This is a genomic window from Arthrospira sp. PCC 8006 (assembly GCF_046480465.1).
GTDB classification, from domain to species: Bacteria; Cyanobacteriota; Cyanobacteriia; order Cyanobacteriales; family Microcoleaceae; genus Limnospira; species Limnospira platensis.
This window is the reverse complement of the sequence record NZ_PKGG01000063.1, coordinates 1-25,304: the sequence shown is the minus strand read 5'-3', so window position 1 is coordinate 25,304 and position 25,304 is coordinate 1. Positions and strand designations below refer to the sequence as shown.

Sequence of the window (25,304 nt, the reverse complement as noted above, 5' to 3'; positions counted from 1 at the left end):
TTTATGGCTACAGATTGATGGATCCTGCTATGGTTTTGAGTAACACCTAAGTAACGGTAGAATAGGGGTTATAGGCTATATAGACGCTTGTCAATCAGCTAGAACCATTTAACTTAAACCCTTATCCTGACAGCGATAGCGGGTTATTACTTAACCCAATAACTATGCCTAGTTACTCAAATGTTACTCACAATCTAGTCCTAGCACAGGAAAATAATTCTGTCAACGGTTGATTACTCAGTCAACAAGCACAACTTAATCAATCTGTCAAATGCCTACTATCTCCCCCTAACCAAACACCGATAGGGTAACTCCCTTGTGATACCCGTCAATGGCAAGCCTATCGGTTCGTTACGAACCATTGACTGCTATCACATCGGTCGCACCCCTAAGAGTGTTTGTTTCGGTTGGGGGAGGATATGGCTCAAAAACAACCCATAGGGGAACCCACTAGGTTATCAATGTACAACGATACCCCTATCAATGTACAAAGATATTAGGCTGCCTATCCGGTTATCTATGGTAGTCAGATTATTGGTGAAATCTTGAGGAACCTACTCGCTACCAACAAAACGCGATCGCATTATCTAATCATCACCCCGTTGAATTCAGTTCACTACCTACATAACGCGTTGCAACTGGTGACTTGTTTCGTCATCTCTCGCTGATACCTACATAATCCTAGAGAATTGATTCCCCATCGAAACCGATACCTACATACCGCTAGACAAGTCTCCAATTTATAGGGGTACTGAGTTCCGCACGGGATGATTACCCCTAATAGACGGGTTAAGGTTTTGGCTTAGGGTGTTTATTGTGGGTAAACTAGGGGGGTAAGCATTCATATAAATTTTTAGTAGGCCTACTGCAACAGGCCTACTGGCAAAAAATATGCAAGCACCCCCTACCGTTAGAAACCATAGGGGGCCATTTAAGTGATTGGGGTAGGTGTTATCTGTTAGTGTGACTCATTCTGCACTTAGCAATCATAGCGTTAGCTACGTCTATTAACTTGTCTACAGTAACTTGGTCAGCTTTCCCTATGTAAATGTGATGATTGACGCTACCATCCCACCCTTTGAGGTTCCAGTAGGTAAAACCATTGATTGAGAGTTTTTTGCACGCTGTAAATCGTTTACCATTAACCTCCACTGAAAAGGATTTATTGGTTTCTAGGTATTTAAACCATTCTAAAGAACCTACCTCAATACAGATATTACCATGACCTACCAGAAACCCTTTGTAAGACCCTGTTAGTGTGACTACCGGGAGTAGCTTAGGCATTAAAATCACCTCCCAGTAGGATATCGCTATTATAGCCGTTAATGTTGAAATCAGAGGCAATAATACCTGGTTGAGGTTGAGAGATAATTGGATACTGAGATTTTACCCATTTCTCGTGTACCATCATAAAATCAACAGCGGCGTTATGAGATATTTCGGCTAATGTCACCCTAGTATCCTGGTTAGCGTAGGGGATATCTCGTGACATCATTTGAATGTAAATCTCCTTAGCCATTTCTGCAATAACCATCATTTTTTCTTGTTCAAACTCATTCATGGCTTTATTTCCTATTGATTAATTGAACTTGTGATCATCATTATCGGGGTGATTTTGATTATTGTTGTGTTCTGTAATTTTTGCATTAAGCAATGCTTCAATACCTTTGAGTAACTCGATTTCCGCGTTTAAAAAATGCCTGTGGATTTGAATAAATTCGACAATTTCATCAAATTGTTCAGGCGTGATAGCAAGTTCTACTAAGTCAAGCAATCCTACAACGTTAGAGTTTAATCGATTACTCATGTAGCTATATTCTACTACGTTTAATCCGGGCGTACTTAATTTAATTGACATGGTTTTATCCTTTGATAGTGGTTAAGTTGTGATAGTTTAACGTCATTTCGGACGGGTTTAAATTATTCGATTTTGGTTAGTAAATGCTGAATATAATTAAGCTGTTTGAGCGACAATTGTTTTTTCGCTTCTGCTAAGGATAACTCAACCTCGCAATCATTCATTATTGAAATTAACGTTTCCTTAGCGTCTTCTTTATTAGCGTTGTAGACTGTACTATCTACCATTTGTTTAAATGTTTTAAACCGTGCCTTTATAATGGAATTTGTGTTGGTTTTAGTCATTTTTTTGGTCTCCTATATGATGTGTTTTCAAACATTTTTGCCGTTCTGATTAATCATATTATATCCTCTATTTTTCATTAGATTAGTCAACTCTGAAACATTAACGCGACTATCGAGATATCCATCTGTTTTGGCTCTCTCAATGGCTTCTTTTAACGCTTTCRGGTCGATATCAGTTACAACCTCGGTTAACTCAGGACATCCCGCGTTAATTGCCTGGTTGTTTTGTTTCATTTTTGCCTCAATACTTTGAGTGATAAAACTGTCTAAAAATTGTTCAGTACCTGATGATAWAATMAAAAWTWTATCATTAACGCTAGGTTATCAAGTGAAATTATTGTCACCCATTCATTGATTTATCAATTATCTATCAATGAATCAATTAAACGCTTCAATGATTACTGGGATTTTGTTAATGAAAAAATCTTGACTATATCATCAGGTACTGAACAATTTTTAGACAGTTTTATCACTCAAGGTATTGAGGCAAAAATGAAACAAAACAACCAGGCAATTAACGCGGGATGTCCTGAGTTAACCGAGGTTGTAACTGATATCGACCCGAAAGCGTTAAAAGAAGCCATTGAGAGAGCTAAAACAGATGGATATCTTGATAGTCGCGTTAATGTTTCAGAGTTGACTAATCTAATGAAAAATAGAGGATATAATATGATTAATCAGAACGGCAAAAATGTTTGGAAACACATCATATAGGAGACCAAAAAAATGACTCAAACCAACACAAATGCCATTATAAAGGCAAGGTTTAAAAAATTTAAACAAATGGTAGATACTACAGTCTACAACGCCAACAGAGAAGACGCTAAAGAAACGTTAATTTCAATAATGAATGATTGCGAGATTGAGTTATCCTTAGCAGAAGCAAAAAAACAATTATTGCTCAAACAGCTTAATTATATTAAGCATTTACTAACCAAAATCGAATAATTTAAACCCGTCCGAAATGACGTTAAACTATCACAACTTAACCACTATCAAAGGATAAATCCATGTCAATCAAATTAAGTACACCCGGATTAAACGTAGTAGAATATAGCTACATGAGTAATCGATTAAATCCTAACGTTGTAGGATTACTTGACTTAGTAGAACTTGCTATCACATCTGAACAATTCGACGAAATTGTCGAATTTATTCAAATCCACAGGCATTTTTTAAACGCGGAAATCGAGTTACTCAAAGGTATTGAAGCCTTGCTTKATGCAAAAATTACAGAACACAACAATAATCAAAATCACCCCGATAATGATGATCACAAGTTCAATTAATCAATAGGAAATAAAGCCATGAATGAGTTTGAACAAGAAAAAATGATGGTTATTGCAGAAATGGCTAGGGAGATTTACATTCAAATGATGTCACGAGATATCTCCTATTCCAATCAGGATACTAGGGTGACATTAGCCGAAATATCTCATAACGCCGCTGTTGATTTTATGATGGTACACGAGAAATGGGTAGAATCTCAGTATCCAATTATTACTCGATTTGATTCAGGTATAATATCACCTGAATGCAACCTTAATGGTTATAACAGCGATATCCTACTGGGAGGTGATTTTCATGCCTAAGCTACTCCCGGTAGTCACACTAACAGGGTCTTACAAAGGGTTTCTGGTAGGTCATGGTAATATCTGTATCGAAGTAGGTTCTTTAGAATGGTTTAAATACCTAGAAACCCATAAATCCTTTTCAGTGGAGGTTAATGGTAAACGATTGACAGCGTGCAAAAAACTCTCAATCAATGGTTTTACCTACTGGAACCTCAAAGGGTGGGATGGTAGCGTCAATCATCACATTTACATAGGGAAAGCTGACCAAGTCACTGTAGATAAGCTAACAGAAGCAGCGTTAGCTATGATTACTAAGTGCAGAATGAGTAACAGCTAAACCCTAAACCCTAACACCTAACACCTAACASCTAACCCTAACTCAATAACAACCTTAACCCTTATCGTGTCCTATCATGATAGGGGTTGTTTGTATTTTTTGCCAGTAGTCTATTGCCAGTAGTCTATTGGAAGTTTATATGAACCCACCCCTAGTTTACCCACAATAAACACCCTAAGCCAAAACCTTAACCCGTCTATTAGGGGTAATCATCCTGTGCGGAACCCAGTACCCCTATAAATTGGAGACTTGTCTAGCGGTATGTAGGTATCGGTTTCGATGGGGAATCAATTCTCTAGGATTATGTAGGTATCAGCGAGAGATGACGAAACAAGTTACCAGTTGAAAAGTTGTTTGGGGGTATCGCTTCAGTATGTCATAGCCAGGTTAGTCGTGATTATGCGATCGCATTTTGTTGGTAGTGAGTAGGCTCCCCAATATTTCCCCAATAATCTGACTCCCATAGATAACCGGATAGGCAGCCTGATATCGTTGTACATTGATAGGGGTATCGTTGTACATTGATAGGGGTATCGTTGTACATTGATAACCTAGTGGGTTCCCCCTACGGCTACCTACAGCTATCATGTTGACTTTGAGCCATAGATAAATCCCACTGCGATCGCACTCATTACCGTCCTATTATTAGCACTGGTAGCTTTAGGTAATATCCTGCAAAATTGAACCCATACCCTCCCCCTAACCGAAACAAGCACTATTGGGGAAACGAACGATGTGATAGCAGTCAATGGTTCGTTACCAACCGAAGGCTTGCCATTGACGGGTATCACGAGAGAGTTACCCTATCGGTGTTTGGTTAGGGGGAGATAGTAGGCATTTGACAGATTGATTAAGTTGTGCTTGTTGACTGAGTAATCATCCTATTGACAGAATTATTTTCCTGTGCTATGACTATATCGTGAGTAATATCTGAGTAATTAGGTACGACTATCGGGTTGAGTAATAACCGCTATCGCTGTCAGGATAAGGGTTTATAGTTAACACACTTTGACAGATGCTAACCAGGCGGCCTGCGAATTATTTGGGTTGGAACGTCAAGATTTGATGGGATCTCGGATTAGTGATTTTGCTGAACCCGGCTTTAATTTTGAAGAAACTTGGCAAGATTTCCTCGACCAAGGGGAGATGGGTGGCTCATTTCGTCTGATACGACCTGATGGTGGTGTGGTGATGGTGGAGTATGTGGCCATAGCTAATTTTTTGCCTAATTGTCATCTGGTAACTTTACGAGATGTTACGGAAATCAAAAGGCTACAAGAACAGGTAGAATCGTTGCAATCTGCCTTAGCCGCCTCTGTCTGTACTCCTGAAAAACTGCGACAGATTACGGAACAGATGGACGCAGAGTATTGTCTGCAACAAATTGGTCGCCATATTCCTGGGGTAATTTATAAGTTTTGTCAAAATCTCGATGGTGGGTTTGCTTTTCCCTACAGTAGCGAAGGGTTACGAGAGATTTATGGTATTGAACCAGAAGCCGTGCGGTCTGATGCTAGTGCCCTTTTTAATGCGCTGCATCCTGATGATATACAGTTGGTAGAAGAGTCGATTTTGGCATCGGCGGAAAATTTGACTCCCTGGCTTTGCGAGTATCGTATAACTCACCCTGATGGTCGATTGTTATGGTTGCTTGGTCATGCTACACCCCAACGAGAGCAGGATGGTAGCACGACTTGGTATGGTTATGTGCGAGATATTACTGAGCAAAAAGAAAGTGAAATTGCCCTACGAAGAAGCGAGAGTAAGTTTCGGAATTTGACGGCAAATCTGAATGATATGGTGTTTATTGCTGATGTGGATGGCACTTTTAGTTATGTGAGCCCAAATTTTGAAGAAATTACGGGATATCCCATTGATGAGTTGTTGGGTATTTCTTTTGCCGAGTTTGTACATAGTGAATATCTGCCAATTTGTGTAGATGCTTTTCATCGAGCTTTATTAGGGGAAAAAGTGCGAGGTGCTGAATATAGGGTGTTACATAAAAATAATCACTATTACTGGCATTCTACTAATGTATCGGCGATGAGAAATGATGAAGGTGAGGTGATAGGATGTTTGGGAATTGCCCGATATATTCATGACAGTAAACAGGCGGAAATGGCGGTGCGGGAAAGTCATATTCGTTTAGAAATTGCCCTAGAATCAGCTGATATTGGCACTTGGGATTGGAAGATGCAAACTAATGAGTTGGTTTTATCGGAGGAACATTGGCGGAATTTTATCGGTGCGACGGAAGGGGTGGTTAATCATAATGTTAATGAGTGGATCAGTCGAATTCACCCGGAGGATATGGAATTAGTTTCTGAGAATATGAATCGATATATCCGGGGAGAAATTGATATTTATGAGACTGAACATCGTTTGCGATGCGAGGATGGTTCCTATAAATGGGGTTTAGGTATTGGTCAAATTGTGGAGAGGAATCGTTTGGGTGAACCGCTGCGATTTATGGGAATTTATCAGGATATTTCGCAGCGTAAAGCTAATGAACTGGCGCTACAAGAACTGACTAATCAACTGCAAAAAGCTCAAAAAGTGGCGCATCTTGGGAACTGGTCTTTTGAGACTCAAACCCAAAAGGTTACTTGGTCGGAAGAGGTATTTAATCTGTTTGGTATGAGTCCGGAACAGGGTGAGCCGACTTTTGCAGAACATCTGACCATAATTCACCCTGACGATCGCTCTTTATTTCAAAATAGGGTTGCAGAAGCTAATAAGGGGATTCCACAAAACTTTGATTTTCGGGTTGTGCGTGCTGGTGATGAGGTGGCTTATCTGAATGCTCGGATTGAAATAGAACAGCGAGACGAGCAGGTGGTGCGGATGTTTGGGACGGTGATGGATATTACGGAAAGAGTGAAGGCGCAAGAGCAAGTTTATCGATCGCGGGAGTTGTTGCAAACTATTCTTGATGCTCTCCCACAGTCGGTATTTTGGAAGGATTCTCATAGTGTTGTTCTGGGGTGTAACCAGGCTTTTGCTAGGGCTTTTGGTGGTGAAAATACGAGCTTTTTTATAGGAAAAACAGATTATGATTATTGTGTGAGTCGAAAAGAAGCTGAACATTATCGCGCTTGCGATCGCCAGGTGATGAATAGCGATCGACCCCACATCAAATTAATTGAAAATAAGAGCAATGCTGATGGTAGCATGAATTGGGTAGAAACCACTAAAATACCTCTCCATGATGCGGACGGAAAGGTAATTGGTTTGGTGGGGATTTTTGAAGATATTACAGACCGCATACAAGCAGAAAGGGCTTTAAAAGAAAGCGAGGCTCAGACGCGCGCTTTACTTGATGCAATTCCTGATATGATGTTCCGCTATAGTTCCGATTATGTTTTTCTTGATTATAAGCCATCTCTACAGGTAGAACCGTTAATGCAGCCGTCACAATTTTTGGGTCTAAATCTTCATGAAGTATTGCCAGAGTTTCTGGCTGTACCGACGAGTAAAGCTATTGCAGATACCCTAAAAACTCAACATATCCAATTGTTTGAATATGCTCTAGAAATGCCTGAAGGAATCCGAAATTATGAAGCGCGGTTTGCTCCCTGTGGCAATGATGTTTTGTCTATTGTTCGAGATATTAGTGAACAGCAAGCGGCTTTAAGGGAACGCAAAAAAGCAGAACAAAAGTTACAATCTTTGCTGAGTCGCACCCAAACTTTAAATCGGATCAGCACCGAAATTCGCAATTCTCTGCATTTAGATACGATTTTGCAAAATGCTGTCAATGCGATTTTTCAGGAAATCAAAGTTTATATTTGTGCATTTGTATGGTATAGATCCGATACCAATCCACCCTGCTTAGAAAATGTTAAGGAGCAGAAAAATCCAGGAATACCTAGTTGGCTTGGCAGTTATAATATTGATAATTTTCCAAAATTATTTTATCATTTATTTCATGGAAAAATGTATCGGCTAGATGTAGTTAAGGATAGCCAAGACGAAGCCTTAAAAGAATTTTGTCAACAGTCAGGAATTGAAAGTTATTTGGTGTTACCTGTGCATACAGCTGGCGGCACAATTGGAGGTTTTGAAATCGGGAGAGTTCAGAGTGATTGTACCAAGGGTTGCGAATGCGATCGCTCTTGGTTAGATGATGAAATCGAACTGCTACAAAGTCTGGCAACTCAGGTGGCGATCGCTATTTATCAAGCTCAACTTTATCAGGAGTCCAAAGCCAAAGGTAAGGAATTGCAAAAAGCATATAGGGAATTACAAGAAACCCAAGTGCAGTTAATTCAAGCTGAAAAAATGTCGAGTTTAGGTCAATTAGTCGCAGGTGTGGCTCATGAAATTAACAACCCAGTTAGTTTTATTTATGGCAATTTAACCCACACTTCTACCTATACGGAATATTTGTTAGAATTGATTGATACTTATCAAGAATTGTATCCTGATCCCCCCCCCAGAAATTAGCGATTTAATTGAGGATATTGATTTAGATTTTATCAGGGACGATTTCCCAAAAATCATTAGTTCAATGACTCATGGAGCCTCACGAATTAGGGATATTGTTAAATCCCTGCGTACCTTCTCCCGTTTAGATGAAGCCAAGTTAAAATCTGTAGATATTCATGAAAATATTGATAGTACCTTAGTGATTGTCCAAAATCGGGTCAATGGTAGCAATGGAAGTCCGGTAATTCAGGTAATTAAAGACTATGGAGATTTGCCGTCATTTCAATGTTATAGCAGCCTATTAAATCAGGTATTTATGAATTTAGTAATCAATGCTATTCAGGCGATCGAGGAAAAACGAAATCGATTCAATACGGCGGGAAACTCTGATTATATAGGATGTATAAACATCAAAACACGCCTAGCCGATAAAAATCAAGTATTGATCTCAATTACAGATAATGGTATTGGCATCAATCCCGAACATAAAAACCAGATTTTTAACCCATTTTTTACGACTAAAGCCGTAGGTCAAGGCACAGGGATGGGATTACCAACCAGCTACCAAATTATCACCCAGAATCACCACGGAGAGTTAACTTTTTCCTCAGTCCCAGGGGTGGGTACAGAATTTATAATCAAGTTACCCTTGGCATAACCACCAAGTTTGTATTATTCTGTAGCACATTTACAGAAAATTTTGGTTTGGTAAGTTAAGCTATGAAAAGTTTAATCACAAACCGTTTACAATTAACTAGATTGAGGCTAGAAAAGCCTGGAAGCGCCTATCTATCGAAGTTTTGATTGAGTCAACCCTATTAACTACAGGTTACGCCATGATTATGACTCTTCCCTTGTACAACTTTGGCGAAATTATCTATCAAGGAACCCGCACCATAGTGTATAAAGGCACTAGGACCAGTGATCACCAAGGGGTAATCATCAAAGTTTTACGGAATCCCCATCCGAATTTTAATGAATTGGCACAGTTTCGCAATCAATATACACTTGCAAAAAATCTGGAACTTTCAGGAATTGTCAAACCTTTATCTTTAGAAAATTATGGGAATAGTTATGCCTTAGTGATGCCCTATGAAGGACATATTTCTCTGAATCAGTGGCAACCCAAAAAACTATTAATTCCTGACTTTTTCGCTATAGGTTTACAACTAGCAGACATTTTACACGGATTATCTCGACAAAGGGTAATTCACAAAGATATTAAACCCGCAAATATCCTAATTCATCCTGAAACCAAAGAAGTTAAACTGATTGACTTTAGCTTGGCTTCATTATTGCCAAAAGAAAATAAGACTATCCAAAATCCTAATATTTTAGAAGGGACTTTAGCTTATTTATCCCCGGAACAAACTGGCAGGATGAATCGTGGCATTGACTACCGCAGTGATTTGTATTCTCTGGGAATAACTTTCTATCAATTACTGGCGGGAGAGTTGCCTTTTAATGTTGATGATCCGATGGAATTAGTCTATTGTCACTTGGCGAAAATGCCAACTCCATTGCATGAGGTTAACCCTGATGTGCCGAAGGTTTTATCTGATATCGTAGCCAAATTAATGGCAAAAAATGCTGAGGATCGTTATCAGAGTGCTTTGGGACTTAAACATGATTTAGAAAATTGTTGGCAACAGTGGCAAAAAACTGGTAATATTTATGAGTTTGAAATCGCTGCTTGTGACTTGAGCGATCGCTTTTTAATTCCGGAAAAACTCTATGGTAGAGAAAACGAAATTGAGGAATTATTAGCAGCCTTTGATAGGGTAGCGAATGGGGCATCAGAAATTATGTTAGTGGCGGGTTTTTCGGGGATTGGTAAAACCGCCGTAGTCCATGAAGTCCACAAACCGATTACCCGTCAGCAAGGCTATTTTATTCAGGGTAAATTTGACCAATTAAATCATCATATTCCTTTGTCTGGCTTTGTGCAAGCATTAAGGGATTTAATAGGGCAATTTTTGTCGGAATCAGACTCAGATATTGACCAATGGAAAGCTAATATTTTAGCAGCTTTAGGAGGTAGCGGACAAGTTTTAATTGAGGTAATTCCTGAACTGGAAAAAATCATCGGCCCTCAACCTGCTGTCCCGGAATTATCAGGAACTGCTGCCCAAAATAGGTTTAATTTACTATTCCAAAAATTTATCTCGGTATTGACTACTTATGAGCATCCACTGGTGATATTTTTAGATGATTTACAGTGGGCAGATTTGGCTTCTCTGGAGTTAATGAAGCTATTAATGGAAGAAAAGACCTATCTACTGTTATTGGGTGCTTATCGGGATAATGAAGTCTCTCCTGTGCATCCTTTTATGTTAACAGTAGAAGAACTGAAAAAACTGGGTAAAACGGTTAATACGATTACTTTAACTCCCCTGGCGTTTGAGGATAGTAATCAGTTGGTGGCGGATACTTTAGCTTGTACGGTTGAACTAGCTTATCGAATCACGGAATTAATTAATCGTAAAACCAAAGGAAATCCGTTTTTTATCACCCAGTTTCTCAAGGCATTATATGAGGATAAATGTATTAAATTTAATCTCCAAAAACGCTACTGGGAATGTGATATTACTAGAGTTAATTCCCTATCTCTCACCGATGATGTAGTTGAGTTTATGGCGATACAGTTGCAGAAATTACCAGCAGAAACTCAGGAAGTTTTACAGTTAGCTGCTTGTCTGGGAAATAAGTTTAATTTGGATACATTAGCAATTGTTTGTGAAAAATCACCAACCCAAGTAGCGATCGCTTTATGGAAAGCCCTATTATACGGGTTAATCATCCCAGAAACTCAGGTTTATAAATTCTATATGGGTGAGAATGAAACGGAGTTAAACAGTAGTCAGACTGAAAACGTACAATACAAATTTTTGCATGATCGGGTTCAACAGGCTGCTTATTCACTAATTCCTGAACAGCAAAAACAGACTACTCATTACCGCATAGGACAACTATTGCTGAAACAAATTCCTATTGAGTCTAGGGAAGATTATATTTTTGAACTCATCAGTAAACTCAACTATGGTACAGCTTTAATTACTACCCAAAAAGAACGAGACGAGTTAGCGCAAATGAACCTGATCGCCTGTCGAAAAGCTAAAGCAGCTACCGCCTATACAGCAGGTTTGGATTATGCTGAAACCGGGTTAAATTTACTCGGAGAAAACCCTGGGAAGCGACAATATAAAATCACCCTAGAATTTTATAATTTGGGGGCTGAATTAGCAGCTTTATCTGGTGATTTTGAGACAATGAACCATTTCATTAATCAGGTGATATCTCAGGTAGATAGTTGGGTAGACAAGGTAGATATTTACCGGATTAATATTCAAGCCCATGTATCTCAAAACAAACTAAGTGAAGCGATTGCTATTGGTCAAGAATTACTGGGAAGTTTGGGTGTCAATTACCCAGCAAATCCCACAGAAAACGATATCCAACAAGTCATTGCAGAAGTCCTAGAACTAATTGGCGATCGCGATATTGACGACTTAGTTAACCTACCCTTAATGACAGATATAGAAAAAATAGCTATTTTGCAGATAGCCAATAGTATAATTCCCGTCGCTGCTATCTCTCAATCTCCCTTATTTCCCGTGTTTATTTCTTTAGGAGTTAAGCTATCAATTGAATATGGCAATACATCAGCTTCCGCCTTTAGCTATAGCTGCTATGGTATTATTTGTTGTAATCTCTTACAAGATATAGATAGAGGTTTGAAGTTTGGTCAATTGGCGCTAACATTAGTGAAAAAATTAGACCTCAAAACCGCAAAACCAGAAGTTACTCATGTAGTATGTTTATTTATTTTACACAGAAAAAACCATCTTAAAACCGGAGTTTATCTTCTACAAGACAGCTATAAAGAAGCCTTAGAAATTGGCAATCATGAACAAGCTGGATATTGCGCTCAAACCTTTTGCCTCAACTCATTTTGGGGTGGTGAAACTCTAGTCACCTTGGAAAAGCAGTCATCTGGATACTATCACGCTTTACAACGATTGAATCAAATAACCACTGCCAATTACTGTGGAATTTATTGGCAGTCTACTTTAAATTTATTGGGGTTAGCAGTCAACCCTCACATTTTATCGGGTGAAGCGATGGAAGAAACAGAAATTTTGCCTCGCATTACTGATAGTCATGATGTGCTGGGATTGTATATATTTTATCTATATAAAATGATGCTTTCCTATTTATTTGCAGAACTCAAATTAGCTGAAACTTATGCAATTGAGGCTAAAAAATATTTAATTGGTGGTGCTGGTATGATTAGCATTCCCGGATTTTATTTCTATGATTCCCTCACGGCTTTAGGCATTTATGCTCCCGAACATGAACAGAAATCAGAATTGTGGCAGCGTGTAGAAGAGAATGAACAGCATTTAGGTCACTGGGCATATTATGCACCAATGAATCATCAGCATAAGCTGGATTTAATCGAGGCGGAAAAATGTCGAGTTTTAGATAAAAAAGTTGAGGCTATAAATTTATATGACCAGGCAATTTTAGGAGCCAAAAAACACGAATTTATCCAAGAGGAGGCTTTAGCTAATGAACTGGCGGCTAAGTTTTACCTGAATTGGGGTAAAGAAAAGCTGGCAATGGTTTATATGCAGGAAGCCTATTATTGTTATGCGCGGTGGGGTGCAAAAGCTAAAACTGATCAGCTAGAAAATGCCTATCCTAACTTGCTACAACCGATTTTAGAAGCCATGGGCTCTAATTTAAATCCTATGGCGACTTTAGCAACTGTGGTTACTCCGAGTATTTCAACTCACACATCTACATCTAGTAATCGTTCCTCGGCTTCGAGCATTAATAATTTGCTGGATTTTTCAGCTATTTTAAAGGCGGCTCAGGCTATCTCTAGCACGATTCAATTAGAGGAACTTTTGCAGCAACTGACTAAGATTATTTTGCAAAATTCTGGGGGTTCACGCTGTGCTTTAATTTTGCCAGACGCTGATGGAAATTGGCTAGTACGATCGCTTGCTACTCCCCGAAATACGGAACTTTGTGGGGAACTTTTGAGCGAAACTACTAAGGTCCCAGTCAAACTGATTAATTATGTGAAAAATACTAATAAAGTAGTAGTTATCGATGATATGCAAACGGATTTACCTGTAATTGATAAGTATTTACAGGGACGAAAACCTAAGAGTATGTTATGTTTACCGATTTTAAATCAGGGTAATTTGGTGGGAATTGTCAGCCTAGAAAATCGTCGGATCAGTGGTGTATTTACGAGCGATCGCCTAGTGGTTGTGAACTTGCTTTGCACTCAGGCGGCTATTTCCCTAGAAAATGCTCGTTTATATCAACAGTCCCAAGATTATGTCGAACAAATTAAACAGTCGCAACTGCAATTAATTCAAGGTGAAAAAATGTCAGCCTTGGGGAATTTAATTGCTGGCGTAGCTCACGAAATTAATAATCCCGTCGGCTTTATTCATGGTAATATTAACGAGGCGATTAAATCCGTGCAGTCTCTGAGTGAATATCTGCAACTATATCAGGAAAGGTTTGTTGATCCAGGGGCGGAAATTGTCGCTAAATATGAGGAATTAGAGATTGAGTATCACTTAGAAGATTTACCCAAAATGTTGGAATCGATGAAACTGGGGTGCGATCGCATTAAAGATATTAGCACCAGTTTAAGGATTTTTTCCAGAGCGGATCTAGATCATCAAGTTTCCTGCGATATTCACCAAGGTATTGATAGCACTCTGTTAATTCTCAAACATCGCCTCAAGGCTAATCAACATCGACCCGCTATTGATATCGTCAAAAACTATGGCAATTTACCTCAAATCAAGTGTTTTCCCGGTCAAATCAACCAAGTTTTTATGAATATTTTGGCTAATGCGATCGATGTTTTAGATGAAGTCGCCATGACTTCAACCTTTGAGAGTCTCAAAATCAATCATCAAATTATTACTATTTCTACCCAGGTTTTACCTGAGAAAAATTCCGTAGAGATTCGGATTGGAGATAATGGTTCCGGAATGCCAGAGGCACTAAAGTCCCAAATTTTTGATTATTTATTTACCACTAAAGGAGTAGGAAAAGGTACGGGTTTGGGATTAGCGATCGCTCGTCAAATTGTGGTTAATAAGCATCAAGGAAGTTTAGAGGTAGAGTCCGAAATCGGTCAAGGTTCCGAATTCCGCATCTGTCTACCGATTGATTAGGTAAACATTTGCTATGGTATCTATGCCTTGACTCTCCTGTTGACTAGAGAGTCTATAATTGGGGGGTAGTTTAAGATAGTTATCGGTGAGAAAGTTCATGAATGCGAATTTCCGAAAATCAACCTGGAGTTTGATAGCCATATTGGGATTAATTGCGGGTTGTGATTCCGTACCTCCGTCCATAGAGGAACCCATAGAGATCACTGGTGAAACCGTACCAACCATGGATCATGGAGGTATGGATCATGCTGATATGGATTTAGGGCCAGCAGATGAAAACTACGACCTACGCTTTATTGATGCGATGATTCCTCATCATGAAGGTGCAATTATTATGGCACAGGAAGTTTTAGGGAAATCAGAAAGACCGGAATTGCAAAATTTAGCAGTAGAAATAATTCAAGCTCAAGCCACAGAAATTGCCCAAATGAGGGAGTGGCGACAAGCCTGGTATCCAGACGCACCAGATACACCAATGGCATGGGATAATCAAATGAATCACATGATAGAAATGTCTCCGCAACAAATTAGTGCTATGCGGATGGATATGGATTTAGGCGAAGCAGATGATGAATTTGATCGGCGTTTTCTCCAAGCCATGATTCCCCATCATGAAGGTGCTTTAGTGATGGCTAAAGATTTACAAGAAAAATCCGATCGCCCAGAAATGCAATCTTTAGCGGAAGACATTTTGACCTCACAGGAGGCAGAAATTGACCAAATGGAAGCATGGCTAAAGGAATGGTAACATCAATTGAATCTAATTTAAGGCTGGGGGGTCAGGGACAGGGTAGCAATCTATAGCCCATTAAACTATCTGTAGGCGATCGCGCTGAGATATGGTATTCTCCAGTTATTTCGGAAATTCCCTTAATAACCATCCCTTCCCAGAGGATATCAATGAAACGGAAACACTATTATCTACCGGGAATGATTATGTTGCTCGGTACTACGCTCCTAGGGACAGCCTTAGCGCGGGATTTAACTGACCAACAAAGAACAGTTGTCTGTAAACTCAGAGATGTGGTTGAGGAGGCGGGAAGAGACGGTTTCGAGTTAGCATTCTGGCCGGTAATTGGCAAAGGACCAGCCAGAGTTAGCGCACCGTTAACCCTCAGACTTGATCCTTCTATTGAGTATCTTTTTGTCGGCTACTGCGATGAAAATTGCGCCGATGTGGAGTTACGAGTTAAAACTATGAGTGGGGAGGTGCTGGAATTTGACGAAGATTTAGTCTCAGTTGTTTCCTTTGAACCTCCATTTGAGGATGACTACGAACTATCCCTAAGAATGACTGATTGTAGTGCTGAGGATGGTTGCGTTTTTGGCATGGGTATCCTAGCTCCTCGTGGTGTGAGTGTTCCTCATTCTTCAAACCTACCTAGAGAATTAGCTCAATTCCAATTGTGTGATTAATTTACCCCGTGCCTGAATTGCGCCCGGAGATAAAATCCGGGCTTTTACAGTATTTTGCGTCAGAAACCTGGTTGATTCCCTCCATTAGAAAGGGCAAGTTTCTCAAGTGTCGGAGCAGCATAAGAATTAGGATTGATCTGGGGCGATCGCCCATCCCATAAATGCCCAAAACAAAGATAATCCAAAAAACCATAATTGAACCAGCCATAGTATCAATTGTCCAAACCAATTCTTGGCTTCTCCTACCACCCTGTAGACATAAAAACCCCAAACTCCAGAAGCGCCAACTTTCGATTGCAAAAAAGCGTCGGCAACCTGTTCTGGATTGTTGTGTCTTGCCGAGAGTGCATCAACTAATTCATAGTAACCCAAAATTGAGCTAAATAGGTATAAAAATACCGACATGGCTAACACCATAATGATAGTATTAGTCTGACCAAAATGGCGACGTTGATAACCGCAAGCAAAACCAATTACACCAAATATTCCCGTATTAATCCATGCCACTAACTCACGAGGAATTGAAAAGGAACTCAGGAGCATTTTTAGTAAAATTGCTACACCTAATCCCAAAGCAAACACAAATAAACTTTGCACAAATTTCATAATTTTTAACCCTTTAGATATAATCTTTAACCACAATCACAATCAGGCTCGCAATCAGGCTCGCAACCCAAATCGTCGCAGTCAGGGATACATTCATCAAGACATCCTCCTGGAGAAAAGCTACAATTCCATTGGCTATTATTCTGCTCGCGGCGGCGTTTTTCTTCTAAGGTTTCTGCACGCAGGATAATTTTGGCAGTTTTACAATTTACGAACCGTTGACGGGACAGAGAAATTGCGGACTTCAAATCTTGTTCAATCAGCATATTTTTGACATATTGTGAACAAGAATCACCACCATATAAAACCCGATGAGAGCAGCAAAAACCCTTATGGGGAGACAAATATTTTTGATAACCCCGAATTAAAGCCACTCCAGTTTGTTTCGTCATCTGTTCTAAAGTCTGACTGGTTGCCATCACAATGGGATGACTATATTGAGACAGATGATCTAAAGTATCGCCAACGGAGTTAACTAGAGAATAGAGTAAACCTTTGCCGGTACGAATCAATCCTCGGAAAATAGCAATACGCCATCTGTAGGAATAGGATAAAGTTTTCATGATTGACTACCTTATAATGATTTTTTAGGACATATTATTGCCACAATTAGAGCAAAACTTATCACTGATAGACATGGAATAACCACACTTATTGCAGTATTTTATACCAGTATTTGCCATGACATTTCCTAGCATTTTGTTTTGGTTATCTTCCGGTTCAGTCGTGAATCCCAGATGAGGTGCGGTGATGACTGGAGGAGGAGTTGAAGGACTGTTTACAGTGCCGAGTTTATGGTTAATGATAAATTCGAGAATGATGTTTTTTTCCCGGAGATACATGGTTTCCTCATCATTATTCCGAAACTCAGTTTTGAGCCGTTCAGCTAAGAAATCTTGCAGTTGTTTGCCCAGTTGTTGTTTTTGGGATTCTGTTTCGGCTTGGTCGAGTAATTCATTAAGCTGTCGTTCGACTTCTTGTCTGTCTTCTCGACAATCAGGTAATTGCAGAACTTGCACTGTATCTTCCCAATTGGCTGCTACAGTTACTTTATCTTCACCCAATTCAGTCATGATGCGGTAACGAATCACATCTTGTTTGGTTGTTTTGTTGATTTCCTGACGCAAAATCTCAAAAGCACGGGCAATTAAAACTAACTGTTCAATGGTGGGGTCGGGGCGATGAAAATCCCAAAACACCATATCTTTTTGAATGTGGACGGGAGTGGGTAATTCATTGTCACTTTTCAAACCTTTGAGAATAGCACGTTCAGCTTTAATTCGTTTGTTTCGCCATTGTTGGTAGGCTTTGCGAAGATTCTCAGTTCCAGCAATAGCTCGCAAAGAAAATCCCCCTATTTCGTGAGTTGCTACAATTTTGTGCCGTTCTCGGTTGCTCAAGGGTGCGATCGCCTTTAGTCCTACAAAAAACTTCTTGAGCAGAGGAACTTGTTGTTGTGCTGCGGTTTCGGAGGTCTTTTCTCCTCCAATAATTCCCGCAAGACGACCTTCTTGGGGCGTAAATCCTCCCTCTTGAGGAATGGTTTTATCTAAACGAATTAAGGGTTTAGACAAGTTAAATAAACGTTGAATCTCTCGTTGTCGATCTTGGGTTCCCGGGTACAGTCGCATAAAACGGGTGCAAGCATCCATTTCGGTGTACAGTTTACTGTTGGCGGGTGCTTCCTGAATTTTCCGTCGGGTGAATTGTTCAACTACATCCTCAAACTGGGGATATTGAAGCTCATCAATGCGAGCCACATCCAGAAGATGAAATTCTTGTTGACCATAGGCAGATTGAGTCCAGAATTTGCTGTTTTGGCTGGCGGCTTTTATATCTTGGGTGAGTTGACTAAAAAGGATATCCTGTCCCTGAGACTTGTTAATAAAATCATCGTAAAGTTCTTTCAACTCCCGTCGTTCAAACAGTTTAAGTCCAACTAATTCCAACTGTTCTATGTAATTCTCAGATGAAGCGATCAAGTCACGATACTTACTTTCTGAACCTGAAATTCGCCCAGTCCATCGGTCAACTTCATTTTCAACCTCTTGAATGACATCAAGAAAGCGGTTTTGAATGTTAACAGCCATCAGACGAGACTGGCGTTGTAATGTGGCTTGAAAACTTTTTTCAATTCCTCCAATTGCTTGATCGCACCATTCTTTCATTTTATTTTCCTTGGTTGCCATCCAGCGATCGCTAAATTCATCAATTTGAGAACTCCCTTGGTTGTATTCTGCTAAAGCAGCTTTTTCAAGACTTTCCCAAGTTTTTTCAGCTTCCCGTTGCAATTTTTCAATTTCTGTTTGTAAGCTGGTTCGCATTTGCTCCAGGAGTGCCTTGATAGCGCGAGCCCCTTGGCTCTTATCTTCTAAATAGTCGTAGATTCTTTCTTTAAAAGTTCGTGCTGTTTCCTGAAACAGTTTTTCCCCATTGTCCTGCATTCTTTGAAGGAAGTCACCGCGTCTTCTTTGGTCATCTCGGAGATGATCTAAGCGATATTCTTCAACAGTTGGGTTAAGATAACGGCTCACAAATTCCAAGATTTTACCCGTTTCTTTGCCAAAAGGATTGGGAAGTTGAGCAGTACATTTTAATCGTTGTTCGACGTTGATATTATTCTCTAGTTGCTTAATCCATTGTTGGATAACGACTTCATAACGCTTACCCTCTTGATTAAGTAAAATCTCATTCAGCAGTTCTTTACTAGACAACTTTAACTCTTTGAGTTCTGCTTCTGCCTCTTGTTGAACATCACTAGGAAGTTGAACATTTGCATTAAGCCACCACTGATATAAGTCAGCGGCTAACTTGACGGCAAGCGCTTTCCGAATGGCGTGAACTGGAATCTCAATACTGGCAATACCAAAACTAAAAAAGTTGAGCGAGTAACTTCTGCCCATGGCTTTTTGCTGAGAATTTTTAGCTTGATCTGAAGACGATCCAATATCCCTTTTTATATTGTCTCTAATGCTTCTTTTGTAACTGGAAAAATCTGAAACTAAATCCAGAAAAATTTGTTGAGCCATCATTTCCTGAATAGTTTCAATTTTTAAACTCACCTCTTGGTTGCTAGTTCCTGTTAGATATAAATAATCATAGGGAGAGCGATTTTCTATGATTCGAGTATTTTCTGATAAACCATACCTGACACTATAATTTGTATTTTGATCGGAAAAATAGTTTAACTCCATGAGAGCAGCATAACCATTTTCTTGAGTTTTAATATTGCCACCAATTCCTAAAAAAGCATCGGGGGTGGGAATAATAGCTGTAGTTTCCAATCTCTGCCCTTGAAACCAATTTCGCAAGCAATAACCTAAATCAATCAGCATTCCACTACCCGTTCCTCCAGAGATAGAACCAACGACAAAAATATTCAATTTAGGTTCTACGGTCAAAACATCACCATCAATCGTTAGTTGATTTCGACCTACAGTAATTCTTGTTATAGCCTGCTGACATTTGTTCCGAATTTTTTCATGGTTATAAAAAAAGGCAAAGCGTCCGCAAGCTCGAATTTGACCGGCTCCTTGTTCTGAAACTAAGTTTTGCGGAGTCAGTTCCGGGGGAAGCCAGTCATAATACCAAGAATAGGTCGTGGGATTGTCCTTGACTTTTTTAGCTTCGTCAAAAGTTACACTAGCCCAGAACTTTTCGTAATCTTCCAGTGGTGGGCCAGCCATTTCTGGCTTTTTGACTTGCGGTTTTTCATCAGTATCGATATGTAGAAAACCAACGACCGGAAGTTTTTCTAAACTACCGTAGGATTCCACAATCAGACGGCGAACACGAGTCATCGCTTCTAAGCCTGTTCCACCGACACCAATAATTAAAGTTGGCACAATTGTATTTTCTTGAATATTATTATTGTCTTGTCCTACATTTGCATTAACCATGATTTACTCCTTTTTAACAATTAACAAGATTGAAACGGATTAAATAATCCTGATGCGATCAGATAGATGGGAGTGGCTATTGTCCAAAATATGGCATTATAAACGGAAACTTTACTGGCATAATCAATCCTAATTCGGAGGGCTTGATTGAAAAACCTTTCTAAAGGTAAAAGCATCATCCACATGAATGAGATAAATGCCAAGCCATAAAACAAAGGCACTAACGGATTCGCATTAAACCGCTCAAATACTTCCTCGGAAAGCAACTCGGTGATGCTACTAGGACTGACTTCTAAGGCAATACCACCCGTTTGGTTTGCCCATTGATTAATTTCGGCAGTCAGAGGTTGACCGACAATCAAAAAATTCAACTTGACGTTATGAGCTTGGACTTGCTCAATTATCTCGGGATTGATATTAAATACACCATCGGTAATCACCAACATTTCTGTACAGAGTGTCGGCTGGGTTTTAAGTGTAGATAAACCATTTTCTACAGCCAAATTCATGTTGGTTCCTCCACCAATGCGGTTAACCAGGGAAGGTTGAACAACTTGATTGATTGCTCTGGTAATTTCTTGAGGATCACTAGAGAATCCATTCGTAATCGGAACAACAGAACTAGCAAACCCTGAAACGGATATCAGATTAGGTTGAGATAGTCGAGCATTGCGAGTTGCATAGGCTTGGACTGCCTCAATTTCCTGAGCCATAATTGTTCCCGGCTTGTTAAAATTTGCTAGGGAACTTTGATAAGTGCTACCACTGAGATCGACGGCTAAATGAACGGCAACTAAACGGGAAAACCAACCTAATTGACCAGCCAGGAGAGCCAGGACTAGACAGATGGCTAAACAGGCTGCGGAAATCTGAAATACGGCATAACGCCAAACTGGTTGGTGGGTATATAAAGGCATCGGTTTAGGTGTCCTCCTTAATTAATAGGTTGAAAGGAAAATTGTGTGCCTCTAGGAGCATTTCTCCCTCCTTTCACTGCTTGGACTAGAATGGGATCACCTTGACGATCGCCTGTGGATTCAAACTGAAGTAAATTACCGGAAGTATCAGCATTAGATAAGCTAATATTTCTGAGATTTTGTAAAACGCTAGAACGAGATGCTTGCTCGGATAAAGCGTTAATCATTGCTTGAGTTGCATCAAAACTCATGGCAGTGCGCCAATTAACCTGTCCTAACCATCGTCTTTCTGCAGCTTCGGCATATTTCCCGTCGGCAAACCAAGGAACGGCTAAAATTAATCCTTCCACTGCGTTGCTACCCGATGTTAAAGTGTTGGGATTATATAGGGCATCTCCTCCTAATAATTTCATTTGGTTGTTGTTGGCAACCGCTAGGGCGATCGCTACTGAAATATAGGCAGTATTTGGAAATAAAACCAGACCCTCAACTTGCCCTTGTAAGTTTTGAATTTCTCGCTGGGGATCAAGTTGTTCATTGCTCAAATCAATGGTTTTGACAACTCGTCCTCCGAATTGCTGAAAGGCTTGGGAAAAAGCTGTTTCTAGGCTTTTGCTGTAGCTACTATTGGGATTATAAAATATGGCTACATTGTCGATTTCCAGAGTATACCAAGCATAATCAGCCAGTTTTTGACCGTTGATGGCATCAGAAGGTAAGGTTCTGAAAAAACTGTTTCCCGATAAAGCGGTACTGGTACTCGTCGGCGAGATCATCGGTATACCTGCTTGTTCGTATTCAGCTAAACCTGCTTGAGTGGCATCACTGGAATTATGTCCGATTACACCTAATAAATTGGGATCGCTTGCCAATCTTTTTGCCACTTCTGTGGCTCGTTGCGGATCGTTACTATCATTAGCGACAATGACTTCTAGTAACCTTCCATTTAACCCACCCGCTTGGTTAAATCTGGTTTGAGCATCTGCAACTCCTCTTAACATTTCTTCGGCGGAACTGGCGGCAGTGTCAATAGGAACAACAGCCCCAATTAGGAAAGGAGAACCAGCTAAACGTGCTTTAGCATTATTCAGATAAATTTGATGTTCAGGAGAGTTGCGATCGCCGTTTACAGCCTTCTCAAAATCTTGTACTGCTTGGCTATACTGTCCGTTTCTAAAGGCTTTAATGCCACGTTCGCTATCGGGATTTTCTCTGCCCACAAATAAGCGATTTTCTCCACTACTATAGCGCTCTATATCTATAGTTTGTGTAGTAGGTGGTGTTATAGGTGTTGTAGTCGGTGTACGAGTTGGTCTAGGAGGTGGTTCAACTGCCACTGTTACACAGGAAAATCCCTGTTTTTGTTGACCTGTCGGACAAGACTTAAATAGACCAGAAATCCCATATCCTATCCCACCTAATAAAACTAAAATTACGGCAGCAGCCCCAACTTTAGACCAAGGAATTGGTGGGCCGTTTGAACTACCGCCTCCCCCATAGTCTCGGGGACGACGGCATATCACACATTCCTCTATTCCTGCCGCATTTTCAAATAATTCATGCTTCTTATATTTAGGTGGAGCACCCTCACATTCCCAAGGGGTATTTGGATCGTCAGCCATTGCCATTATCCTTATCCTGGTTTGGTAAAGTTATTGGTAAAGCCATTGATTTAGTTGACTGTTGCAGTCAACTAATCTCCTCAATTAACTATTGTAACTGCTAGATTTGGGTGATTACAGTAGTAGTAAAATCACAAATATCTAATTCACAATTACCATATAAAATGGCTGAATTGCAAATTTATAGCACTGATGATTTTGGAAAAAATTGTGAACTCAGTGAGCTAAACCCCTATCCTCAATGATATCACCATAATTGATTACTGTCATTATTGAGTTGTAATTAAAAAGTATTTTTAAAGTAATTAAAAGGTATTGTTAAGGTAATTTTGATTCAGAATTTAAGATCTAATTAATAATTAGAACCTCCTCTATGGCTACTCTCAAGGTCTACAGACACTGACGGTTAAGGGTAAAATGGTATAAAATATTACAAATTGGCGAGGCGATCGCAACTGATAGTTCCAATATTTTGAGTGAGAAGGTACTCGTACCACTGGATATAAAGAAGCATAAAGTTTTGTAACTAATTGTATCAGATACAGGGGAACTCAGGGAATCGCGGATGATGTAGTCCTCAGAAATATGTAAAATTGACTTAGCTGGTTAAGTAGGTGTGCATCGATCGATGTTTAATCCCAAAACTGCTAGTTAACACTTTTAGCCCTAATGATTGTTATTTTATGAATACCTACTTGCATCCATCGAAATTACTATCGCTCTGACATTAAATTTTATGAAAGTTGATGAAGCACTAGAACTGGTTGAAGCCGTCCTTGACTATCGCTGTTTGAATAAAATTCAAGAAACAGTATTTCGTCAAACTTGGGACGGTAAGTCTTATCAAGAAATTGCTGCGAACACAGGTTATGAACCGGACTATGTTAAAGATGTAGGGGCAAAACTCTGGAAACTTTTATCAGAGGCTTTTGGATAAAAAATAAAGAAAGATACATTAAAATCTGTACTCAAAAAATATTTACATAATTCTCAAATTAATATCCAAAGACAATTGGTAATTGAGTTAAACCTTAATGGGGCAGATTTAAGCGGTTTAAATTTGAGTAGTTCACAGTTAGTCGCCAATTTAATTGAATACAAAATTGATAATGTTTCTTTTTACAAGAAAAACAATTATTTGCCTAAACAATCTATCGTAAAAAAGAAATATAAATGGCATGAAATTAGCTTCGCTAGACCTGAGAAGGCAGAATTAGCTGAAATATTATATAGATTAGGTATTGCTTTTATTGCTGATGCTAAATTGTGGGAAAGCGACCAAGTAAATTTAGTCAATTATGGGATAGATTTTTTAATATTTTTTCAAAGTAAATCTGGGGTTTTAAATTTTAAATCAGATGAGGATACCAAGCCATCAATGGATTATCAAAAATTAATAGATAGTGGCAAAATCAATTATTATGCAGAATATGATTTGATGGTATATGCTGAAAAATTAGAGGAAGTCGTTCATAATTTTCTAGCGACACTAGCCGGAAGTTAATGCTCATTACCCCCTGTTTCTCCATTGGAAAGGGCAAGTTTCTCAAGCTAAAAATAACATCGCCACGCCGAAAATGGCGACTAATGCGCCCAAAATCGCCCGCCAACTGACACGATCGCCCATTGCTATAGCGATCGGCAATACAAACAGCGGACTGGTAGAAGTCAGAGTTTGAGCAATTCCGGCGGCGGTAAATTTGAGGGCAGTTTGCTGCAACCAAATCCCCAAATAAGTCCCGAAAAATGTCGCCACCATAATGATTCCCAACACCCGCCGGGACTGCAAAGGCTTGAGTAAAGCGGCGGGGGATAACCGCTGAATTGGCAGGGCTAAAACCAGCACCCCCACGCCGCCCACAATTCGCAGCAGGGTACTCCACAGGGGACTGATGCCGCTTTGGGTGAGTGCCAAATGGGATAAAATCGCTCCGGTGGACTGGGATAAAGCCGCAATACTGCCAAACACCAAGCCCCGCGTTAGTCTTAGGGGCATTCCCACGGTTTCCGCCGCCCTTTCGGTAATTACCCAGGCGATACCCAACACGGTCAAAAAAATTCCCCCCCACGCTGTCGGGGAGAGTCTTTCCCCCAAAAATATGAAGGCAATTAATGCCGTCAGGGGAGGGGCGAGGGTTTCTAACAGCAAGG

Annotated in this window: 20 protein-coding genes and 3 pseudogenes; 11 read left to right on the top strand and 12 right to left on the bottom strand. The window is 39.8% G+C overall.

Annotation, left to right across the window (positions count from 1 at the left end; translation table 11 throughout):
* Positions 1 to 951: 951 nt before the first annotated feature.
* The 5 genes and pseudogenes from B9T16_RS11770 to B9T16_RS11750 all read right to left on the bottom strand — a co-directional run.
* Positions 952 to 1,284 (bottom strand): hypothetical protein, encoded by a 333-nt coding sequence (locus tag B9T16_RS11770; RefSeq protein ID WP_410244838.1) that lies wholly within the window; start codon positions 1,282 to 1,284, stop codon positions 952 to 954.
* Positions 1,277 to 1,561 carry a hypothetical protein gene (locus tag B9T16_RS11765; protein WP_410244837.1) on the bottom strand — a complete coding sequence of 95 codons (285 nt, stop codon included), beginning with the start codon at positions 1,559 to 1,561 and terminating at the stop codon, positions 1,277 to 1,279. Before B9T16_RS11765 ends, B9T16_RS11770 begins: the two co-directional genes overlap by 8 nt.
* 18 nt (positions 1,562 to 1,579) lie before the next feature.
* Positions 1,580 to 1,858 (bottom strand): hypothetical protein, encoded by a 279-nt coding sequence (locus B9T16_RS11760; RefSeq protein WP_410244836.1) that lies wholly within the window; start codon positions 1,856 to 1,858, stop codon positions 1,580 to 1,582.
* A 62-nt stretch (positions 1,859 to 1,920) separates the two neighbouring features.
* Positions 1,921 to 2,142: a hypothetical protein gene (locus B9T16_RS11755; RefSeq protein ID WP_410244835.1), complete on the bottom strand. Its 222-nt coding sequence runs from the start codon at positions 2,140 to 2,142 to the stop codon at positions 1,921 to 1,923.
* Between the two features lie 27 nt (positions 2,143 to 2,169).
* Positions 2,170 to 2,436, bottom strand: a pseudogene (locus tag B9T16_RS11750) (hypothetical protein); the annotation flags it as partial.
* 12 nt (positions 2,437 to 2,448) lie between these two features.
* Here B9T16_RS11750 and B9T16_RS11745 point away from each other — a divergent pair.
* From B9T16_RS11745 to B9T16_RS11725, 5 genes and pseudogenes are all read left to right on the top strand, one after another.
* Positions 2,449 to 2,856: pseudogene (locus tag B9T16_RS11745) on the top strand (hypothetical protein); the annotation flags it as partial.
* Positions 2,857 to 2,868: 12 nt separating this feature from the next.
* Positions 2,869 to 3,090, top strand: a complete 222-nt coding sequence (locus B9T16_RS11740) for a hypothetical protein (RefSeq protein WP_410244834.1) — start codon at positions 2,869 to 2,871, stop codon at positions 3,088 to 3,090.
* Between the two features lie 62 nt (positions 3,091 to 3,152).
* Positions 3,153 to 3,431, top strand: a complete 279-nt coding sequence (locus tag B9T16_RS11735) for a hypothetical protein (RefSeq protein WP_410244833.1) — start codon at positions 3,153 to 3,155, stop codon at positions 3,429 to 3,431.
* An 18-nt stretch (positions 3,432 to 3,449) separates the two neighbouring features.
* Positions 3,450 to 3,734, top strand: coding sequence for a hypothetical protein (locus B9T16_RS11730; protein WP_014276609.1), 285 nt, complete (start codon positions 3,450 to 3,452; stop codon positions 3,732 to 3,734).
* Complete coding sequence (locus tag B9T16_RS11725; RefSeq protein WP_410244832.1) at positions 3,688 to 4,053, top strand: hypothetical protein; 366 nt, start codon at positions 3,688 to 3,690, stop codon at positions 4,051 to 4,053. The genes B9T16_RS11730 and B9T16_RS11725 overlap by 47 nt, the downstream gene beginning before the upstream one ends.
* 387 nt (positions 4,054 to 4,440) lie before the next feature.
* Here B9T16_RS11725 and B9T16_RS11720 read toward each other — a convergent pair whose 3' ends face one another.
* Positions 4,441 to 4,575: a hypothetical protein gene (locus B9T16_RS11720; RefSeq protein WP_286131379.1), complete on the bottom strand. Its 135-nt coding sequence runs from the start codon at positions 4,573 to 4,575 to the stop codon at positions 4,441 to 4,443.
* Between the two features lie 486 nt (positions 4,576 to 5,061).
* Between B9T16_RS11720 and B9T16_RS11715 the strand changes: the two are divergent.
* The 4 genes and pseudogenes from B9T16_RS11715 to B9T16_RS11700 all read left to right on the top strand — a co-directional run bounded on the left by B9T16_RS11715 (position 5,062) and on the right by B9T16_RS11700 (position 16,109).
* A pseudogene (locus tag B9T16_RS11715) lies at positions 5,062 to 9,139 on the top strand (PAS domain S-box protein).
* A gap of 178 nt (positions 9,140 to 9,317) precedes the next feature.
* Positions 9,318 to 14,693, top strand: a complete 5,376-nt coding sequence (locus B9T16_RS11710) for an AAA family ATPase (RefSeq protein ID WP_410244839.1) — start codon at positions 9,318 to 9,320, stop codon at positions 14,691 to 14,693.
* A 97-nt stretch (positions 14,694 to 14,790) separates the two neighbouring features.
* Positions 14,791 to 15,441: a DUF305 domain-containing protein gene (locus B9T16_RS11705; RefSeq protein WP_071941238.1), complete on the top strand. Its 651-nt coding sequence runs from the start codon at positions 14,791 to 14,793 to the stop codon at positions 15,439 to 15,441.
* A 152-nt stretch (positions 15,442 to 15,593) separates the two neighbouring features.
* Positions 15,594 to 16,109 (top strand): hypothetical protein, encoded by a 516-nt coding sequence (locus B9T16_RS11700; RefSeq protein ID WP_006619667.1) that lies wholly within the window; start codon positions 15,594 to 15,596, stop codon positions 16,107 to 16,109.
* Between the two features lie 126 nt (positions 16,110 to 16,235).
* Here the strand turns inward: B9T16_RS11700 and B9T16_RS11695 are convergent, their stop codons facing one another.
* The 5 genes from B9T16_RS11695 to B9T16_RS11675 are packed head-to-tail and all read right to left on the bottom strand — an operon-like array spanning position 16,236 to position 23,153.
* The gene (locus B9T16_RS11695; protein ID WP_006619668.1) at positions 16,236 to 16,715 is read right to left on the bottom strand and encodes a hypothetical protein; all 480 of its coding nucleotides are present in this window, start codon (positions 16,713 to 16,715) and stop codon (positions 16,236 to 16,238) included.
* A gap of 26 nt (positions 16,716 to 16,741) precedes the next feature.
* On the bottom strand, positions 16,742 to 17,278 hold the full coding sequence (gene yidD / locus B9T16_RS11690; RefSeq protein ID WP_410244831.1) for a membrane protein insertion efficiency factor YidD: 537 nt from the start codon (positions 17,276 to 17,278) through the stop codon (positions 16,742 to 16,744).
* 24 nt (positions 17,279 to 17,302) lie between these two features.
* Positions 17,303 to 20,614 carry a tubulin-like doman-containing protein gene (locus tag B9T16_RS11685; protein ID WP_410244830.1) on the bottom strand — a complete coding sequence of 1,104 codons (3,312 nt, stop codon included), beginning with the start codon at positions 20,612 to 20,614 and terminating at the stop codon, positions 17,303 to 17,305.
* Between the two features lie 20 nt (positions 20,615 to 20,634).
* Positions 20,635 to 21,531: a vWA domain-containing protein gene (locus B9T16_RS11680; protein ID WP_410244829.1), complete on the bottom strand. Its 897-nt coding sequence runs from the start codon at positions 21,529 to 21,531 to the stop codon at positions 20,635 to 20,637.
* Between the two features lie 17 nt (positions 21,532 to 21,548).
* Complete coding sequence (locus tag B9T16_RS11675; protein WP_410244828.1) at positions 21,549 to 23,153, bottom strand: ABC transporter substrate-binding protein; 1,605 nt, start codon at positions 23,151 to 23,153, stop codon at positions 21,549 to 21,551.
* A gap of 736 nt (positions 23,154 to 23,889) precedes the next feature.
* Here B9T16_RS11675 and B9T16_RS11670 point away from each other — a divergent pair.
* Both B9T16_RS11670 and B9T16_RS11665 read left to right on the top strand, forming a co-directional pair.
* Complete coding sequence (locus B9T16_RS11670; RefSeq protein WP_410244827.1) at positions 23,890 to 24,090, top strand: hypothetical protein; 201 nt, start codon at positions 23,890 to 23,892, stop codon at positions 24,088 to 24,090.
* A 75-nt stretch (positions 24,091 to 24,165) separates the two neighbouring features.
* On the top strand, positions 24,166 to 24,657 hold the full coding sequence (locus tag B9T16_RS11665) for a hypothetical protein (protein WP_410244826.1): 492 nt from the start codon (positions 24,166 to 24,168) through the stop codon (positions 24,655 to 24,657).
* Between the two features lie 42 nt (positions 24,658 to 24,699).
* On the opposite strand, the gene B9T16_RS11660 is transcribed toward B9T16_RS11665, so the two are convergent.
* The coding region (locus B9T16_RS11660) for an EamA family transporter (RefSeq protein ID WP_410244825.1) at positions 24,700 to 25,304 on the bottom strand (605 nt) is incomplete at its 5' end.

Bases quoted from the DNA above. Each gene is read 5' to 3' on its own strand.
- B9T16_RS11770 (WP_410244838.1), bottom strand. From the start codon at position 1,284: ATGCCTAAGCTACTCCCGGTAGTCACACTAACAGGGTCTTACAAAGGG.
- B9T16_RS11765 (WP_410244837.1), bottom strand. From the start codon at position 1,561: ATGAATGAGTTTGAACAAGAAAAAATGATGGTTATTGCAGAAATGGCT.
- B9T16_RS11760 (WP_410244836.1), bottom strand. From the start codon at position 1,858: ATGTCAATTAAATTAAGTACGCCCGGATTAAACGTAGTAGAATATAGC.
- B9T16_RS11755 (WP_410244835.1), bottom strand. From the start codon at position 2,142: ATGACTAAAACCAACACAAATTCCATTATAAAGGCACGGTTTAAAACA.
- B9T16_RS11740 (WP_410244834.1), top strand. From the start codon at position 2,869: ATGACTCAAACCAACACAAATGCCATTATAAAGGCAAGGTTTAAAAAA.
- B9T16_RS11730 (WP_014276609.1), top strand. From the start codon at position 3,450: ATGAATGAGTTTGAACAAGAAAAAATGATGGTTATTGCAGAAATGGCT.
- B9T16_RS11725 (WP_410244832.1), top strand. From the start codon at position 3,688: ATGGTTATAACAGCGATATCCTACTGGGAGGTGATTTTCATGCCTAAG.
- B9T16_RS11720 (WP_286131379.1), bottom strand. From the start codon at position 4,575: ATGTACAACGATACCCCTATCAATGTACAACGATATCAGGCTGCCTAT.
- B9T16_RS11710 (WP_410244839.1), top strand. From the start codon at position 9,318: ATGATTATGACTCTTCCCTTGTACAACTTTGGCGAAATTATCTATCAA.
- B9T16_RS11705 (WP_071941238.1), top strand. From the start codon at position 14,791: ATGAATGCGAATTTCCGAAAATCAACCTGGAGTTTGATAGCCATATTG.
- B9T16_RS11700 (WP_006619667.1), top strand. From the start codon at position 15,594: ATGAAACGGAAACACTATTATCTACCGGGAATGATTATGTTGCTCGGT.
- B9T16_RS11695 (WP_006619668.1), bottom strand. From the start codon at position 16,715: ATGAAATTTGTGCAAAGTTTATTTGTGTTTGCTTTGGGATTAGGTGTA.
- yidD (WP_410244831.1), bottom strand. From the start codon at position 17,278: ATGAAAACTTTATCCTATTCCTACAGATGGCGTATTGCTATTTTCCGA.
- B9T16_RS11685 (WP_410244830.1), bottom strand. From the start codon at position 20,614: ATGGTTAATGCAAATGTAGGACAAGACAATAATAATATTCAAGAAAAT.
- B9T16_RS11680 (WP_410244829.1), bottom strand. From the start codon at position 21,531: ATGCCTTTATATACCCACCAACCAGTTTGGCGTTATGCCGTATTTCAG.
- B9T16_RS11675 (WP_410244828.1), bottom strand. From the start codon at position 23,153: ATGGCTGACGATCCAAATACCCCTTGGGAATGTGAGGGTGCTCCACCT.
- B9T16_RS11670 (WP_410244827.1), top strand. From the start codon at position 23,890: ATGAAAGTTGATGAAGCACTAGAACTGGTTGAAGCCGTCCTTGACTAT.